The sequence below is a fragment of the Anatilimnocola aggregata genome (assembly GCF_007747655.1).
Taxonomy (GTDB): domain Bacteria; phylum Planctomycetota; class Planctomycetia; order Pirellulales; family Pirellulaceae; genus Anatilimnocola; species Anatilimnocola aggregata.
The window spans coordinates 1,979,711-1,996,964 of the sequence record NZ_CP036274.1 but is presented as its reverse complement, the minus strand read 5'-3'; the positions used below and the strand labels follow the sequence as shown (position 1 = coordinate 1,996,964).

Genomic DNA, 17,254 nt, shown 5'->3' with positions numbered 1-17,254 from the left:
AAGAGAAAGCACTCATGTTGGCGGCTGAAGGTCGATGTATGACAGGTCCTAGAATGCGGGCGATCCGTTTGGCATTGATGATGGCTGGGCTCGTTTCGGTGGCGCTTGCCGAAGACTGGCCCGCCTACGATAAGGATAGCCGGCGCTCCGCAGTGAGCCGTGAGCAGCTTTCATTGCCATTGCATCCTGTGTGGATCCACCGCGCGGCCCAACGTCCACGGCCTGCTTGGAGCGAACCGGGACGGACGGCAAACATGTTCGACTTCGATACGGTGTTTCAGCCTGTCGTGGCCGGAGGGATGGTTTACTTCGGTTCTAGCGCGGACGACACACTCTATGCCCTCAGCGCCACCGACGGTGTTGTTCGCTGGACCTATACGACTGGCGGACCGATCCGTTTCGCCCCGCAGATTGCCGAAGGACGGTGCTGCTTCGCGAGCGATGACGGGTTTGTGTATTGCCTCGATGCCCAGACTGGCGCGCCCATCTGGGAGTTCCAGGCAGCCCCGGAGAATCGCCTGATCGCTGGGAACGGCCGCATGATCTCGCGCTGGCCCTGCCGCAACGGCGTGCTGGTGCATGATCAAACCGTCTTCGTCACGGCCGGCATGTGGCCCGCCGAGGGAACTTTTTTCTACGCGCTCGACGCGCGAAACGGCAAGCCGAAATGGACGAATGACACGCTCAACGCGATGTACCTTTCTTATCCCCATGACGGCGTCTCCTTTGGGGGGCCGACCCCGCAAGGTTATCTCGTCACCGACGGCAAGACACTACTCGTGCCCACTGGACAGAGCGCACCGGCCGCCCTCGATGCGAGCACGGGACAGCTTCTCTATTGGCATCAGCAAAAGCCCGGGTCGACCTGGGTTCGACTTGGAGACGGTTTCGCGATGGTCTCCGGTCGCGGCTGGCAACCCGATCAGGATGTGCGGCAGGGAGAAGCGCCGCTCTTTCACGGTGACGGAGTGGCCTTCTATGACCTGGTGACCGGCGATGTGACTGCCGACAAGATGTGGCGTGGGTACGATAGCTTACCCGGGAGTGAGCGCTCCGAGCTTCCGCGTTGGCGAGGGCAGATCACTCCTCTCGGCGGACGGGACCGCGTGGTTCTCGATGGCGATCGTTGCTTTGCGTCTGGAATGGGTAAAGTCGAGGCGCTCGACGTTGGCTCGGAAAAACTTCAACGGCGATGGAAGATCGAGCACCCACGAGTTTACAGTTTGATCCTCGCGGGTGATCATCTGCTGGCTGGGAGTGATGGTTTTGTCTCTGCACTGGATGCCGCTGACGGTAAACTAGTGTGGCGAGGAACCATTGTCGGGCAAGCCCGTGGACTCGCGGCCGCACAAGGCATGCTGTTTGTGACGACCGATCAGGGAGCCATCTATGCCTTCGCCCGAGGGAAGGCGGCTGCCGGCGGTGCAGAAGTAAATGTGCCGCCGGCGACGGCCATCGAACCGCAACCTCCCACTGGCTTTGCACTGGTGGTGGGAGTTCGAGACATCGCTCGTGCCGAAGAACTGGCTGCGAAATCACGTTTGAATGTGATTTGTCTGCTGCCCGATAAGAGCGCTGTGGCGGCTGCCCGACGCAAGTTGCTCGGACGGGGATACGGCCAGCGAATCGTCGTGGCAGAGGCGCCCGCGGATGGGCGGCTTCCATTTGCCGACTTCTTTGCCAACGAGATCATCGTGGACGGAGGCGCACCAGGCATCCAGGCGGCAGAACTTTATCGCGTACTCCATCCTTGCACCGGTCGACTGACGCTGTTGAACATGCCGGCTGACTCGATTGCGGCTTTCGTCGACAAGGCCAAGATTCCCGTCGGTGAGGTTCAAGAAAACGTTGTTCGCCGCGGACGATTGGAGGGTGCGTTCGATTGGAACTCCACGACCGACGTCGATCAACGCATCAAGTGGCCGCTCGAACTGTTGTGGTTCGGCGGCCCCGGGCGCGAACGGACCATGGCCCGTCACCGCCAGGGCCTTCCGCCGCCCATCGCAGCGGGCGGCCGGACCATTATCGCGGGCGATGGCCATGTGACGGCAATTGATGCCTACAACGGATTCGAGCTCTGGTCGCGCGTGGTGCCTGAATATCAGTATGTGTCGGCGGACGACGAGCATGTCTATATCGGCCTCGGGCAACGTGTGATGCAGTGCGCTGCGCAGTCTGGCCGGCTGGAAAAAATCTTCGGTTTGGCTGAACCACTGGTCTTCACTCTGGATCGACCCGCCACTTTTTCCGCCAAGGGGAAAGGGCAGTACGGCGGCGAATTGACGATCGCTCAATCGGAATCGGAAATCACGTTGATGTTCGATACGAAGACGCCGCGCCCGGATGAAAAGGATTGCTGGACCTTGTGGTTCGACTTCCGCGACGGCGTGGAACGACTCGAACCGTCTGGTCGCGGTGCTTTTCCCGTCATTGTAAATACAGCGGAGGGGACGCTGAGAAAATTCGATGGCTTTGTCGGAGCCGAGATTCCCAACCTTGATCTGAAACGCGTTGGGGAGCGGCTCGTGCTCAAAATCTCGCTCGACGAGATTCGCCGCTTGACCGGCAAAAGGCCGGCCACGTTCGATCTCTCGGCAGAGATCGCGCTCTATGACGGTTTCGACGTGCAACTTCGCGAGCGGCCCCTTACCGCCAGCCGCGACCCCTGGCGCAATGGGACAGCCGCGTTCCGCCTGGCACATGCCAGCGAGGATAACTTGCCCTGGGCGAAAGTGCCCAGGGCGAACGTTAGCGAGTTGCCCCAACATGCCAAGGAATGGGGCCGCGTTCCACGATTCATTCGGCATGACGGCAACATTCCTCGTTCGCCGCTCGCAACGGAGACGACTCCGGATTTGCGACAGCGATTCAATCCACTGAGCGGCGAGGTCGAACCTCGGGACTACCTGCGCGGCTATGGGTGCAGCGGCACGATTTGCTCGGCCACGATGGACTTCTTCCGCTCCGGCACCTTCGGCATGTACGACCTGGCCGATGACAGTGGGATGCGCAATTTCGCCGGCGTGCGGCCCGGTTGCCGGATCACTGTGGTGCCCGCCCAGGGCGTGCTCGTCTCTGTGGAAGGGGTCGGCGATTGCTTCTGCCCTTACAACTTTTCGACATCGATGGCGCTGGCCCCCGCGCGCGAGCGGCGGAATGAAGACTGGGCCGTGTTCGTCGACAAGCCGCGCGTCACGCAAATGCAATCGCTGACGCTAAACCTTGGCGCGCCTGGTGATCGGCGCGATGACGCCGGCAAGCTGTGGCTCGGTTATCCCCGCCAGCCGATGATGTTCGCGACCGGCGGTTCCCTCGGCCCGCGAGCTCACGCCTTTGGGCTGCCAGTGACAGTTGAAATGTTCGATGGTGGCCGGTCGTTGCGCGTCAACGCCGACCGCGTTCCCATCGTCGGCACCGCCATGCCCTGGGTTTCGGCGTCTGCCTTGACCGGAGTGAAAAAGATCTCCCTGGGTCTGATCTACCATGAGCCAAAGACGACGGTACTGGGGACTGCTGTCGCCGCTGCGCCCCAGATCGACGCGCGATTCGACGATCCAGCCTGGGCCGGAAACGCCGGCATCGGCATCGTTGTAGATCCCAAGAGCGTCGTCGAGAGCGGCCGGACTCGCGTCCGTTATGACGCTGAGCACCTGTATTTTGCCTACGAGCAAAAACCCAAATTCGACCGCAAAGGAGCCGTTCCGCCCTGGACGGACGCGTACTTCGATGTGCTGTTAAAGGACCAATCGAAGTCGGCCTACGCGCAGTTCGGCGTGACCGTCCAAGGCCGCAAGAGCAGCGGTGAAACGAACAGCATTGTCAACGTGCCGCCAGTAAAGGACATCGCGATCGACGGCAGATCCGCTGATTGGGATCAGCAGGGGTTGAACATCAGCCTCGGCGAAGGACGCGGCTCGCTTCGCCTCGGCTGGAACGAACGCGGGCTGATCATTCTGCACCAGCTGGCTGCTTCGGCACCAGACAAAACAGCTACCAGCTGGCGGATACAACTCGCAAACCTGGAGTCTCCCGCTTTAGTCGAAACGGTGCTCGATGCGCAACGGAAGAAAGTGAAGTTTCAAGAAGCGATGTTGGACGAGCCATCCGACAATGAACAAACCTCCGAATCCGGCGGCAAGAAACCGGGCCAGCCGCCGGACATCGTGGACGACCCCGATCCGGCCAAGAAGGAACTCGAGAAGTTCCGTCGCGCTCGCAATCTCGAATTGTCGTCTGCGACGACCAGTAGTGAAGAGGAACTGGTGACGGAAACGGTCGTGCCGCTGGATCGCTTGCGTCTGAAAACTGCGGCCGGCTCAACGCTCGCCCTGCAAGTCTCTACGTTCGATCCGGAAGCTCGGGATCAGAATATCGCTGGCGGTTCCGGCGCCCGACGCGCCTTGTTCCGCAGCGGGAGCCTGCTGACGCTGTCCCTCACGGAAAAGCCCCCGGAGGTTGGCTCGGCAGCGGCACTCGCGGAAAAGCGGGAGTGGTTCGGCACCACCATCGTATTCGCTCCAGCCAAACGTCCAATTGCCGTGGAGGGCTGGAACGCCGCCGTAGCCGCCGATGATCAATCGTTTCGGGCGGAATTGGCGATTCCTTGGCGATTGGTCGAATCCGCGGGTCTGTCCCGCGACCGCCTGCTTGCTCAATTTCGGACTCCCGGGAAGCTGCCACCGAACCTCGACCTTCTTTATCAGAGCTTCGCATCACGATCGGTCCGCATTGACATTAAGAGCCCGAGCCCGAAACCATTGGAGTACAGCGTCCGCCTCCATTTTGCGGAGCTCGAAGACAAACAGCCCGGCCAAAGGATATTCGACATAAAGCTCCAGGGGGAAACGGTCGCCAGATCCGTTGATGTGGCTCGCGAGACCGGCGGTCCGCGCCGCGGGCTCGTGAAGGAATTTCGAATCAACACTGAGCGCGATGTGGAGATCGAGTTCCATTCCAAAATCGGCGACCCCATCCTCAGCGGGCTGGAAATTATCAGCGACGAGGCCCGTTAGAGAGTTACCGTGCGTGATGGTTTGTAGATGGCTCCGACTAGGGCCATTAAGCTTGTCGAGTAGCACGTTCATGATGTGTGCGTGCGACTACTCTGACGTCTTCGCCTCCCACCGGTTGCATGCTGATGAAATCACTTTTCGGGCTGTTACTTTGGTCAACAATCGTCCTTGTTGGGCATGCCCTGCCAGAGGCAGGCCAAGCTGCCGAGCCGCCGCTAAAGATTATCTTCGACACCGATGTGGACCACGATTGCGACGATATCGGTGCGCTGTTCATGTTGCATGGAGCTGTCGAGCGTGGACAAGCGCACCTGCTGGCTACGATGGGTTGCACTTCCTCGGTTGCTATTGCGCCCTGCCTCGATGCAATCAATACCTGGTTTGGACGACCTGAAATTCCCGTCGGCACTTTGAAAGACGAGAGCTTTCTCGATCACAAGGGCTTTGCCAACGAAATCATTCGGCACTATCCCCACAAGCATGCCAGCGGCCAGGATTACCCCGATGCCGTGACACTCTATCGCCAGACTCTAGCGAAGCAGCCTGATGCCACCGTCGTGGTGCTCGCCGTGGGCCCACTTCGCAATCTGGCCAATCTGCTCAAGTCGCGCCCAGATGAGGCCAGCCCGCTCGATGGTCCGGCCCTGATCGCCAAGAAGGTCAAGCGACTGGAAATTATGGGCGGAACCTATCCGCCCATGGCCAACACGAAAGAGGGCGAGTGGAACTTCAAACAAGATCCGGCAGCAGCCGGGCTCGTCTGCTCCACCTGGCCGACGCCTGTGGTGTTTAACGGCGAAGGTGGCTCCACCAACTCTGGTCGGCGCGTCACTTACGAGATGCCGGAGCATAACCCCTTAACGATGGCCTATCGACTCTATCCTGGCGTTGGTTTTGCAGGTGATCGACTGAGTTGGGATTCGGTGTCTGCCCTCGTAGCGCTGCGCGGTGCCGAGCCGTGGTACAAGGTCGTGAGCGGCGGGACTAACGTCACCGATCCGGTCACGGGGATCAACGTCTGGCAGTCGAAAGAAGACCGACAGCATTCTTTTCTAGTGCTCAAAGCACGCAAGCCTGAGATCGAAACTGCCATCGAAGACATGCAGACGAGGGGGAAGGGGCGCCCCAAAAACCTCAAGTTTGATATCAACTATTACGCCGACTCCGGGATGTGCCAGATCACTTTCCAGGGACAACGCGACAAGCAGGGACAGTGGCAAGACCAGGCGGCCGAAAGCTGGATTCAGTACCAACACGCCGATGGCAGAAAACGGTTAGTCACCTCGTATGCCGTGGTGTGTAACGACCAGCAACGTCTGCCACGTGCGTTGGAGCTTTTGGGTTCCAACGATGGCGGAGCAAGTTGGACCCGGCTGGATCTACAAGCCAAGCCTGGCTTCAGCGCGGAGACGCATCGCCGCGAGTTCACCATCGCCCAGCCAGCGAAATGGAATGCGTTTCGCCTGCAAGTAACTGCAGACGACAAGGCAGGAATACGGATTGAATCGATCGAACTTCTGGAGGCAATTGATTGCCGGCCGGGCGTTGCCGTCGCTTCCTTAGTCCTCGATCAGAAACAGCTGAGCGTGCCGGCAGACGGTCGTGCGACGCTCAATGCGACGATTGCGCCGCTACACGCTTTCGAGCGCGAGATCACTTGGGTCAGCAGTGATGCCAACGTCGCTGAGGTCAAGCAGATTGGCGAACAGACTGCCATGGTTGTCGGCAAGCGGCCTGGTGTTTGTACGCTGACCGCCACCATCAACAATCTGCAGCAAACCTGCGCGGTGACCGTCCGTCCCTCGACGCTGCCGAAGGGCTGGCGATTCGACGAACTGAACTCCCCACCAATACCTGGATCGATCGTAATAGCCGGAGACAAATTTATGCTCACGGGTTGCGGGCACGCGATGACATCGTGGTGGGAGCGAGTACGCGATCAAGGTGCGTTTGTGAGCCAAGCTGTGAAGGGTGATGTCACCATTGCGGCGCAGTTGAACAAATTGGCTCCAAACGTAGGTGGCCCTACGTACCAATGGGACAATCGCCCACCCAGCGTTGCTGGCTTGATGATCCGGGAGTCGCTGACCGAAAAATGTGGCCGATTCTTTCTGGTACAGGTCGAGGCCTCAGGCAATCTTGTCTGCCGGTGGCGAAACAAGACCGGCGACCAGGACGACAATCAAAAAGAGGTGTTGGGCAAGGTCACGCTCCCACTGTACCTCCGACTAACTCAGTCAGACGGACACGTTCACGTCTTCACTTCGGTCGATGGGAAGATCTGGGACGAACCCAAAATGACGCATGCGGCAACGTTCGACGACCGAAGCCGGATTGGAATTTTTACCTGCTCAGGCAATACCTTCGCAACGACGACAGCTGTTTTCGATAAAGTTCACGTGAGTAAATAAGCCGAACTGCTTGCCGATCGCTGTCACGGGAGATTGCAAAGTGGAAGCTTGCTTCGGCCACATCGGCTGACGCTGTGGGATCGGAGCTTGGGGGGACGAATTCGACCGCCATCCTCGCACATGTGTTGACACGTGTTGACAACGCAATCAACGAATGATCGACGTTCTCCGAAGAGAGCATCGCTCAAACCTTGTTCGCGTAATTCGCCCCTAAACTCCTCTGCCGCCTTGCCTTACGAGATTAGCTGTCCACAGCGATTTGGTGCGAGAACCGGGCGAAAGGCGTTTGCGACCCCTTCAATCAGCGGGGTGATGCCGAATCAGCAGGCTCACGCCGCGACCGCCGTGGCCCGAACCTGTTCCAGCACCGCAAGCAGTTCGTCGAGCTGAACAGAGCTAAAGATCCCATCGGGCCCCTGGGGTGTCACGTCGGTAAATGGAGACTCGTAGAGCAGCGAGGCGTCCATCACGCCGTGCTCGGTCAGGTGGTTCACGATCAGGTTGACGAACTCGATCTGGTTGGCACTGAGGGTCTTGCCTCCCAGGAACTTGGCGAGCGCCTCCTTGGCAGCTTCGCGATCCAGACCAACTAACGAGCGCACGAACAAACCCAGCCCCTGCGACTCCGACTTGGCGCGATCCAGATCCTCGGCCCTGCCGATTCCACTCGCTGCCAACATCCGTTCCAACTCATCCAGATCAGTCTGGGAAAGGGCTTTGTTCATCCGCAGCTTGTGAATCGTCACGTGTTGTTGGTGCGCTCGCAAAAACGCTTGCGCTTTCGCCCTGAACTTCTCGAAGCTAGATCCGCTCGTGAACCCCGGCAACTCCACGCCGGTTTCCGCGCCCATTTCGTCCTCAAAATTCGTGTAGATCGGTTTCCGCTGGCTCTTCTCGATCAGCTTGACCAGGTCGCGTAGCCGGCGGCGCACTACTTCCAGCATTGGCGTCGTGACGTCTTGCCACCAATTGTCGGTCTGCAGGTCCTGAATAAGTGGCATCTGCGCATTGACCATCGGGATGGACGACTTCTCTTCTAATAAGCCGGCGATCGCCATGACCTGATCCCGCAGGCGAGCGAAGGCTGGCTCGGCTCGCAAAATCGCCAACTGAAGATTCAAGATCAGTAAGTCGAACCGCTTGGCCTCCTCAGCCTCTGTATCGAGTTCCGAGGGCAACCCCGCCACTTCCTGAGTGAGTTCTCCGATCGCATCTCCAGGCAGAGACGTCCACGCTTCTGGCCTGACGTACTTTTCCACGGCACGACGGTGGGCGCGAACGACAAAGTTATCAAGATTCATCGCCGCAACTTCTCGCTGCAATAGATGACTCGTCAACTGACGCAGTCCCACCTCCGTGCGAGGTTCGCCCGGTGGCGCGCCAATTTCCTTATCCAACTCGACGCCCGGATTCACTGGTGCCTTTGAATCTAGAACCTGGATCAACTCCAGTCGCGACAGGAACAACCGCTTGCCCAATGACATCCCCGCCAAGCCATCGGTCGTGTCGGGGTTCTGGCTGAAGAATTCCAGGTTTTGGCAATAGTCGAACAAATAGAAAAACTGCTTGTCCAGCCCTGGTCCGAATAAATCTGGACACAAACGCGTGCCGCGGCCAACCATTTGCCAGAACTTCGTCTTGGACCGCACTAACTTGAAAAACACCAGGTTCACCACTTCGGGCACATCGATGCCCGTGTCGAGCATGTCGACCGAGATCGCAATGTGCGGCATTTTGTCCTTGATCGAGAAGTTATCAATCAAGCTCTGGGCATATTCCGTCTTGAACGTAATGACGCGGGCAAACTCGCCCTTGTACTGCGGATAGTTGGCGTTGAACCGTTCCGCAATGAACTCGGCATGTGCCTGATTTTTGGCGAACAAGATCGTCTTCCCCAACCGGTCGCCGCCCGCCACGGTCAGGCCGCGGGTCATCAGGTGGGCCAGCACCTTATCGACCGTGTCGATGTTGAACAGCCACTTGTTCACAGCTTCCGCTTCAACGCGGTTGGGAACGGCACCCTCTTCTTCGTCCCACTCCAGCGCATCCCACTGGTCCTTTTCCTCGTCGGAAAGCTCGTCGTACGAGATCCCCGCCCGCTGGAACTTGAGCGGCACCGAGACGGCTTTCGCAGGCACCAGAAACTTGTCCTTCACTGCTTCTTCTAGCGAATAGGCATCGGTGGGGACACCGTTCTCCAGGTCGAACAACGTATACGTGTTGTGATCGACTTCATCTTTCGGTGTCGCCGTCAGGCCGACGAGGAGCGAATCGAAGTAATCGAAGATGGCCCGATATTTTTGAAAGACGCTGCGATGTGCTTCGTCGATGATCAGCAGGTCGAAGTGTCCCACGCCGAACCGCCGCTGGCCATCGCGGGTGTCGTCGATCAGGCCCATCATCGTGGGATAGGTCGAAACAAAGACGCGGCCTTCGGTATCCTTTTCAGTGACGAGGTTGACCGGCGATGAATCGGGAAAGAATTTTTTGAACGCACCAACGGCTTGATTCACGAGCGCGGTGCGGTCTGCCAAGAAAAGCACTCGCTTGGCCCAGTTGCAGCGCATCAGCAGGTCAGCCAACGCGATGACTGTACGAGTCTTACCAGCGCCGGTCGCCATCACAACAAGGGCTTTCCGGTCGTGGTCTTGTTCAAAGGCTTCGGCAATCCGCCGGATGCCGCGGGTCTGGTAATACCGCTCGACAATCGCCGGATTGATCTCGGCCTGGGTCAGTTGCTTCCGGCTGCTGCGGCGTTGAATCAGCAATTCCAACTCGGGCTTCTTATAGAAACCCTGAACCTGACGAGGCGGATAATTCGCATCGTCCCACGTCCAATGCTCGTAGCCGTTCGAATAAAAAATCACCGGCCGCTGACCGCATTGCTGCTCCAGGCAATCGGCGTAGAGCTTGGCCTGTTGCTGGCCGACGCGGGAATCGCGGCGGGTCCGTTTGGCTTCGACGAGCGCCAGGGGTTTGCCGTCGTCGCCCCACAACACGTAGTCGACAAACCCTTTCCCTTGCTGATTGGGCATGCCGGTGACCGGAAATTCGCGGTCGCGGGCCTGGTCGAGGGGCCAACCGGCCTCCTTCAGCAGCAGGTCGATGAAGTAATCGCGGGTTTCCGACTCGGAGTAGTCATGCGTGTCGGGTTGGGTGGCCGCTGCCTGTTTCGCGGCAGTCACTTCGGCCCGCAGGCGCTTCAGTTCCTCGTCGAGGGCATTTTTGTCGGCGAGGATCGTCGCCAGTTTTTCGTCCCGTTCCTCCAGGCTGGCCTGTAGCTTTTGCAACTGCTCCAGGTTTTGCCGCGGGGTGGCGGCCGGCTTGGGCAGGGCGGCGGGATCGAAGGTGAGACCGGGCGCGGGCTTGGCACCGCGGGCGTAGGTGTGGGCGAGCCAGTAGGCAACGTGAAACAGTTCGCGCAAGGCGACGAGCGCATCGGTCTCGGGAATTGATCGGCTGTTATGGACCGCGCGATTGCCCAGTTGGGTGATGACGCGGGCTTTGTTGAACACCGCGTCGCCAGCAGCCGCCTTGAATGTTGGCTCGTGGATCAGCGCGCTCAGGTTGTCTTGGTAGGGCAGGCGCAGCGTGCTGTCGTGCTTGAACATCCAGTGCACGGCGAGTTCCAGTGCTCGACGAGCATAGAAACAGGCCGTCCGCGGATCGGAGTGAACGGCTGAAGCGCCGCGGGCAGCAGCCTCATGAACATCGGGCCACTCGGCTTGCAGGAAGGCGAAGAGGCTCATGGGGTGTCCTGGAACGAAGTCGCCCTAATACGAAGCAACGGCTCGCAATACTATAACTCGCCGCGGAAGGCGCGGTGTTGGAGGGAGGCGAACAGGGCGTCCAGCTCCGTCAGCGAGGCCCGCTGCGTGGCCTTGAGCCGTTCGACGGCCGTGACGCGGCGGGCGAATTCTTGCTGGAGTTCGAGCGGAGGAAGCGGAACACTCAATGCCCGCAACTGCGTCATGTTGATGCTCGCAAGATTGGTAGTCTTTTTCGCGCAGCTGAGAAAGTATGCACGTGCTCTTGGCGCCTGAAGGTACTCATGAAAATAGCGTGGCAAGAGAAGTGTATTATTCGGGCGGACGCGAAACACGTGATTCTGGTGAATACACCCATCGACTTCGCCGTTCCACATTGCGCCTCGTCCGAGCTTATCGTGATCTCCACCCTCCGTTAGAACGACGTCGCCTGGTTTTAGGGCAAGTTCAGCGAGTTCCGCCGGAAGCGCTTCAATCGTCTTGATTTCCGATAGATTGAGAAAGCCAGCTTGGACGTTGGCTACACGGAGATATGGAACATCAACTGTTTGCCTTCCGTTGAGCTTTCGCCCTTTTGCCACACCTGAAACAACCTCCGCACAATCACTTAGTTTACTCTCAGTGTAAACACTGGATCGCTGCAAATCGCCGAAGAGGTCGAGGAAGAGGGATTGGGTGAGGGAGTCGAGTTGGGCGAGGGCGGCGCGGCGTTTGGCTCGCAAGGCCTCCGCCCGATCCAGCACCTCCGCAATCCGCCGCTGCTCCGCCAGCGGCGGCAGGACTATCGGAAACTTGAGCACCTCCGTAGCGTTGATGTTCGACATATTGATCGAAGGCTTCGCCCGTGTGCGAAGCAGTGTCTTCATCTCAGTCGTATTGAACCAGGCTGCGACAAACGAAGGATCGGCCCGATCTATCTTGAGGCGTAAGCGAACGAGATAACCGGCAAACGCAAAGCTCTCATCTCGATTCCAAACGCCCATTTTGCCGACTAGTTCCTGGCTGTTCGTGCGATTGAATAACAGGTCACCTCGGCGGACGGAATATTGCTCAATGTCTTTGGCGGGCAGTTCGACATGCTTGATGTCGGTGAGATCCAGTGCGCCGCTATAAGTAATGTTGTTCATCCGTAAAACGGGAACACCAGCGCACTGCTCGTTAGCTTTGAGCGACGTGCCATATTGCGTCTCCTCGACCACCTCGCCAAGCAAGGCTTTAGGCCAACGGGAAGTTACTTTCATCTGACCATCCCTGCCAATTCCTTCATCCCCTGCTGAATCTCCTTCTCTAATTCGCCGAGCGTCTTCAAAATCTCGGCCGGCGACCGATGGGCGACTTCTTCGTGCACAACTTCCTTGTAGCGGTTCAGTGAGAGGTCATAACCTTGCGCGGCGATGTCGGCCTTGGGGACGCAGAAGCTTTGCGACGTGCGGGGGTTCTTGCGTTCGGCTTTGTCGCGCTTCGACCAGCGGGCGAGGATGTCAGGGAGATTGTTCTTGCTGTGCTCTTCTTTGGTCAGTGCGACCGCGGGGACGGCACCGAGTTTTTCCGTTGGCAGGAGTTCCGTCCGTTTGTCGTCCAGCGATTGGCCGTCCGCTTCCACGTCGTAGAACCAGACGTGGTCGGTGCCGCCGGAGTTGGTTTTGGTGAAGAGGAGGATGGCCGTCGAAACGCCCGCGTAGGGTTTGAATACGCCGCCGGGGAGCGAGATGACGGCGTCGAGTTTCTGTTCTTCGACCAGCATCTGTCGCAGGCTCTTGTGCGCGTTCGACGAGCCAAACAACACGCCATCTGGCACAATGACGGCCGCCCGGCCGCCTGGTTTCAGCAGCCTGAGGAAGAGGGCGAGGAACAACAGCTCCGTCTTCTTCGTCTTGACGATCTGCTGCAGATCCTTGGCCGTGTTCTCGTAATCGAGCGAGCCCGCGAACGGCGGATTGGCGAGGACCAGCGTGTACTTCTCCTCTTCTCCCGCGTGATCCTGGGCGAGCGAGTCGCGATAGGTGATGTCCGGATTTTCGACGCCGTGCAGCAGCATGTTCATGCTGCCGATGCGGAGCATGGTGTTGTCGAAATCGAATCCGTGAAACATCCGCTGATGAAAATGCTGCTTGAGCTTCGCATCGCGGAGAATTTCCGGCTGGTTCGTGCGGAGATACTCGCCCGCAGCGACCAGAAAGCCCGCGGTGCCGCAGGCCGGATCGCAAATCACATCCTTGGCCGTCGGAGCGGTGAGCTCGACCATCAGCTGAATGATGTGTCGTGGCGTACGGAACTGCCCGTTCTGGCCGGCGGAGGCGATCTTCCCCAGCATGTATTCGTACAGGTCACCCTTGGTATCGCGATCTTCCATCGGCACGCCATCGAGCAGATCGACCACCTTAGCGAGGAGCGCTGGCGTGGGGATGGTGAAGCGAGCGTCCTTCATGTGATGGGCATACGTTGAGTTATCACCCCCGAGCGTGCGGAGAAACGGAAAGACATGCTCACCGACGATGGTATACATCTCGCTCGGCGACTTGTGCTTAAACCGCGACCAGCGCAGGTCGTCGTAGGGGCAACGCCGGCTGTCCTTCCCTTCCGGAAAGACCCGCCTCTCTATCGGCTTCTTCAGCCGGTTGGCCTTGTTCTCTTCCAGGGTATGCAGATCATCGAGCCGCCGCATGAACAGCAAATAGGTGATCTGCTCGATGACTTCGAGCGGATTCGAGATGCCGCCCGCCCAGAACGCATTCCAAATCGCATCGATCTTGCTTCTGATTTCGCCAGTAATCATCGCGCCTGTTCCCATTCGATCTGTGCACCCGCGGGCATCTTACCTGCGGGTTGCGAACAGCCTAGCAAGGTACAGCTTTCAACGGTAGCCACAGCGCCGCAAAGCCCGATCACGCTTCCTGATGCTCCCCTCCGACGGTAGCGAGATCACCTCTACCGCAGGCCTCCGAGTAGCTTAATTCTTGGCAAAAACGCGTCACCCATAACCGCGAAGTCAAGCGGGGCGACTGTAGCGATTTCAGCTCGGCATCGACGATCATTTGGTGGTGCCAGCGCTATTTGCCTTGCGCATCGCTTAAAATGATGAGTGGCCTGGGCGGAGGATAGGGCAACGGTGGGAACCGACCCGAGCGCCGTCCCAGGGGCCAGGACCGAAGGGGGCGAGGGATCGCCCCCGACTATATCATTCGGGCTTGGCATCAAAGCGCTAAATCCTCCCCTCCACGCAATCCCACTGTGGGAGTTCCGCGGCCGGGAGCTAAATTCCGGCCGATTTCGCGTCATTATATAGTGAGGGTCCGGCTAGCTTTCCGGACTCAGCCTGCGCGGGAAGCGCGCCATCGTAGTCACCCATTCGTGCCGGCCGGTCGGAGACCGTCGCACCGTGTAGTCATTCACCGGCGAGGGACACCCATTCATATACTCGGCGCAGGCAGAGCCTCGCCAGACGCAAATTTTCGGGTCGATCTCGCCTTCTGCGGCGCGCCCGCAGTGATTCATACAGGCATGGCCACCTCCTTCGCAGCTGCCTGGTGGTCGGCTTGCCAACGCCGCAATCGCTTCCAGCAGATCTCTGCCAGTTTGCGGGCGACTGCCACCCGAGCGATCTTGGCGCTCGCGCGTTTCCGAATCCGGGTATAGAAGTTCGCCAGCGCCACGTCGTGCCCCACGATCTTCATGGCGGCCTCGATCAACACCCAACGCATCCAGGGCGAGCCTTGCTTGGTAATGTGACCGTGATGGCAATGAGTTCCTGATTGTTCGACCCGGGCCGTCAAACCCGTGTACGCCGCAGCCTGCTTGGCCGTGCGAAAACGCGTGACGTCGCCCCATTCGGCGATTAGCACCAGCGCGGTGAAGGTGCCGATGCCGTGCAACTCCAAGAGGGCCTGGCATTCGGGAAACTCATCGCGCATCGTCTCCAGCCTGGCGTCAATCAGTTTGAGTTGGCGTTCGTAGTGCGCATGCCGCTCCAGCAATTCGTCACGCACCTGGTTGTCCGCTCCGCCGAGATCAAGCCGACTAAACCAGTACAAGCCCCGTGGCCCGAAAGGATACTTGTAAGGGGCTGTGACGTTATGACGCGCCAGCAGCCAGCGCAAGAGATTCTTGCCTTCGACCTGCGCATGCACGAGGCGACTTCGATGCCGGGTCAGGTCGCGCAACCGTTGGTACGACTCGTCAGGAATGTGAGCCAGCGGGATCTGGTTGATCCGCAATAGGTTCGCGAGCAGCATCGCATCCAAGCGGTCCGTCTTGCTGCGCCGCTGCAACATGGCCCGCAACCGCAGCGGGTGCGCTAACAGGACAGTTCCCAGTGGCGATAGGACGGAGTAAAGCCAGCGATAGGTTCCGGTCGCTTCGATTACGGCTCGGAAAGGGCGCAGTTCTGTGAAAAAGCTGACGATGCTCTCCACTTCGGAACAGGCAAAACGTCTGACCGGTCGCACCTCGCCCGAATCCTGGACCGCCCCAACGACAACGCTCTGCCGATGCAGATCAATACCGATGTGCCACATGATATTTCTCCCGCGAGGATGTGTGGACTATCGCTACCGCGCTCCTATTTTACAGCTAAAAACGGTCGCCCCTCGCGGTTATGGTACGCATAATAAGATGAGGAGAATATAGCTATCGGCCCTTGCTTGGTGCGCCGCGTTGAAACGCGCCCGCGCAGGCCAGCACCTGAATTCTTCGCAGAATCGTGTCATAATGAAGTGGATATAGAGTAGTGAAGTTTTAGCACACGCGACCCGCGAAGTCCGGAACTGTCGGTCGATGAAAAATGGAGTTTGCGATGAACGAGGAGACTGCGGAACCAGCGGATGATGCCCACTCAATTAGCCATTTGCTGTTCCGTTCCGTTGATGCTTTTTTGGAACTTCCCGTCGAATACCGCTGGGAATTCACGCGTCGCCATCCGTACTACCTGCTGTGCTGGAGAGCCGCTCGCGCATTTCGAGAATCGCCGAGTCATGACGATGCAGAGCGATTTTGTCAGCAGGTCGCAACGCTGGTTCTGAACGCGATCAATGTCGCGCCAAACGTGCCGCCCCCAGATCCACGGGATGAAATCACAGCGCTCGGATATGGCTCGATTGCTGGAGGTTGGGTAGGGGGAGCAGTGGCCCCAGCAATGTTGCGGACGCTGGCTCACATGTTGCTCATTGCATTACCCAAGGCTCAACGATCTCAATTTGGCCGTTTGCTGAACGAATCAGCCGAGTTTGAAGCGACGGATCGCGAGCGAATGTCGGCGATTCACGAACGCTTATCGGAATTGCCCGGCGAAGAATGGAATTCATTTCCCGAGGCACCCATCGTCAGCATCAATCTTCAGTCACCCCAGCGAGCGATCACCGAAGCGATCGAGAACTTGGTGCGGCAGTGGAAGGATGAGCGCGGCATCACCGAGAGCAGGCGGCGGGACGACAAACTGAGAGAGTATCTGGAGGTCTGGGATTTGCGGGAAGGTTGGCACGCTGGCGAGTACCATGGGGACCGCGAAATGAAGCTGCAGGAAATTGCTGCTCTACTGCAGGCGGGCTCCATCAACACGATTGCTAATCGTTATCGTTCCGCATTCCGACATCTGACGGGACACGAGTATCGACCGGAGCTTTGGATTCGCCTATTCGGAGGTCTCAAATTCGCGACTGCGGACCAGGTTTCACGCCTCGCGATGCGGCGACCATGGCGAAGCCGCAATTTGCGGCCAGCTGCGGAGAGCGTGTTGCTGCCAGGTCGTCGCGAACCTGACGATCCGCAGTTTTTGGCGGGCGTCGGAATTACCGAATCAGACCTAAGTTGGGTTGAGTTGCAGCTCGACATTCAGTCGCTCCTAGAACGCGGCTATTCGGATGAGCAGATCTGCAGCGAGCTGTTTTCTGATGGCGGTCAATCAATTGAGGACACCCATGCCTTAATCGCAGCACTCCGCTCGCGCCGCGACGAATCTCTGTAGCTCGTTTTCTGCAACGAGCGCCAAAAATTAGCGCCCACGCTATTTGGTAACGGGAAGAAGTGGGTTCCCGGTGTGTCGGGGACATCACACTCGCTCCCAGTGCGC

Annotated in this window: 7 protein-coding genes; 3 read left to right on the top strand and 4 right to left on the bottom strand. The window is 58.8% G+C overall.

The genetic code is table 11. The features are described from left to right. The first annotated feature begins 38 nt into the window (after window positions 1–38). Both ETAA8_RS07785 and ETAA8_RS07780 read left to right on the top strand, forming a co-directional pair. Complete coding sequence (locus ETAA8_RS07785) at window positions 39–5,012, top strand: outer membrane protein assembly factor BamB family protein (protein WP_202921649.1); 4,974 nt, start codon at window positions 39–41, stop codon at window positions 5,010–5,012. A 125-nt stretch (window positions 5,013–5,137) separates the two neighbouring features. Beyond that, complete coding sequence (locus ETAA8_RS07780) at window positions 5,138–7,423, top strand: nucleoside hydrolase (RefSeq protein WP_202921648.1); 2,286 nt, start codon at window positions 5,138–5,140, stop codon at window positions 7,421–7,423. Window positions 7,424–7,752: 329 nt separating this feature from the next. Here the strand turns inward: ETAA8_RS07780 and ETAA8_RS07775 are convergent, their stop codons facing one another. The 4 genes from ETAA8_RS07775 to ETAA8_RS07760 form a co-directional block, all read right to left on the bottom strand. After that, window positions 7,753–11,172 (bottom strand): DEAD/DEAH box helicase family protein, encoded by a 3,420-nt coding sequence (locus ETAA8_RS07775; protein ID WP_145087203.1) that lies wholly within the window; start codon window positions 11,170–11,172, stop codon window positions 7,753–7,755. Between the two features lie 50 nt (window positions 11,173–11,222). Next, window positions 11,223–12,431: a restriction endonuclease subunit S gene (locus ETAA8_RS07770; RefSeq protein ID WP_145087201.1), complete on the bottom strand. Its 1,209-nt coding sequence runs from the start codon at window positions 12,429–12,431 to the stop codon at window positions 11,223–11,225. Further along, complete coding sequence (locus tag ETAA8_RS07765; protein ID WP_145087199.1) at window positions 12,428–13,966, bottom strand: type I restriction-modification system subunit M; 1,539 nt, start codon at window positions 13,964–13,966, stop codon at window positions 12,428–12,430. Before ETAA8_RS07765 ends, ETAA8_RS07770 begins: the two co-directional genes overlap by 4 nt. Before the next feature lie 715 nt (window positions 13,967–14,681). Continuing rightward, entirely contained in the window at window positions 14,682–15,704 is a 1,023-nt protein-coding gene (locus ETAA8_RS07760; RefSeq protein WP_145087198.1) for an IS110 family RNA-guided transposase, read from the bottom strand. Window positions 15,705–15,982: 278 nt separating this feature from the next. Here ETAA8_RS07760 and ETAA8_RS07755 point away from each other — a divergent pair, with 278 nt between their 5' ends. Further along, window positions 15,983–17,149, top strand: a complete 1,167-nt coding sequence (locus tag ETAA8_RS07755; RefSeq protein ID WP_145087197.1) for a hypothetical protein — start codon at window positions 15,983–15,985, stop codon at window positions 17,147–17,149. The last annotated feature ends 105 nt before the right edge of the window (window positions 17,150–17,254 follow it).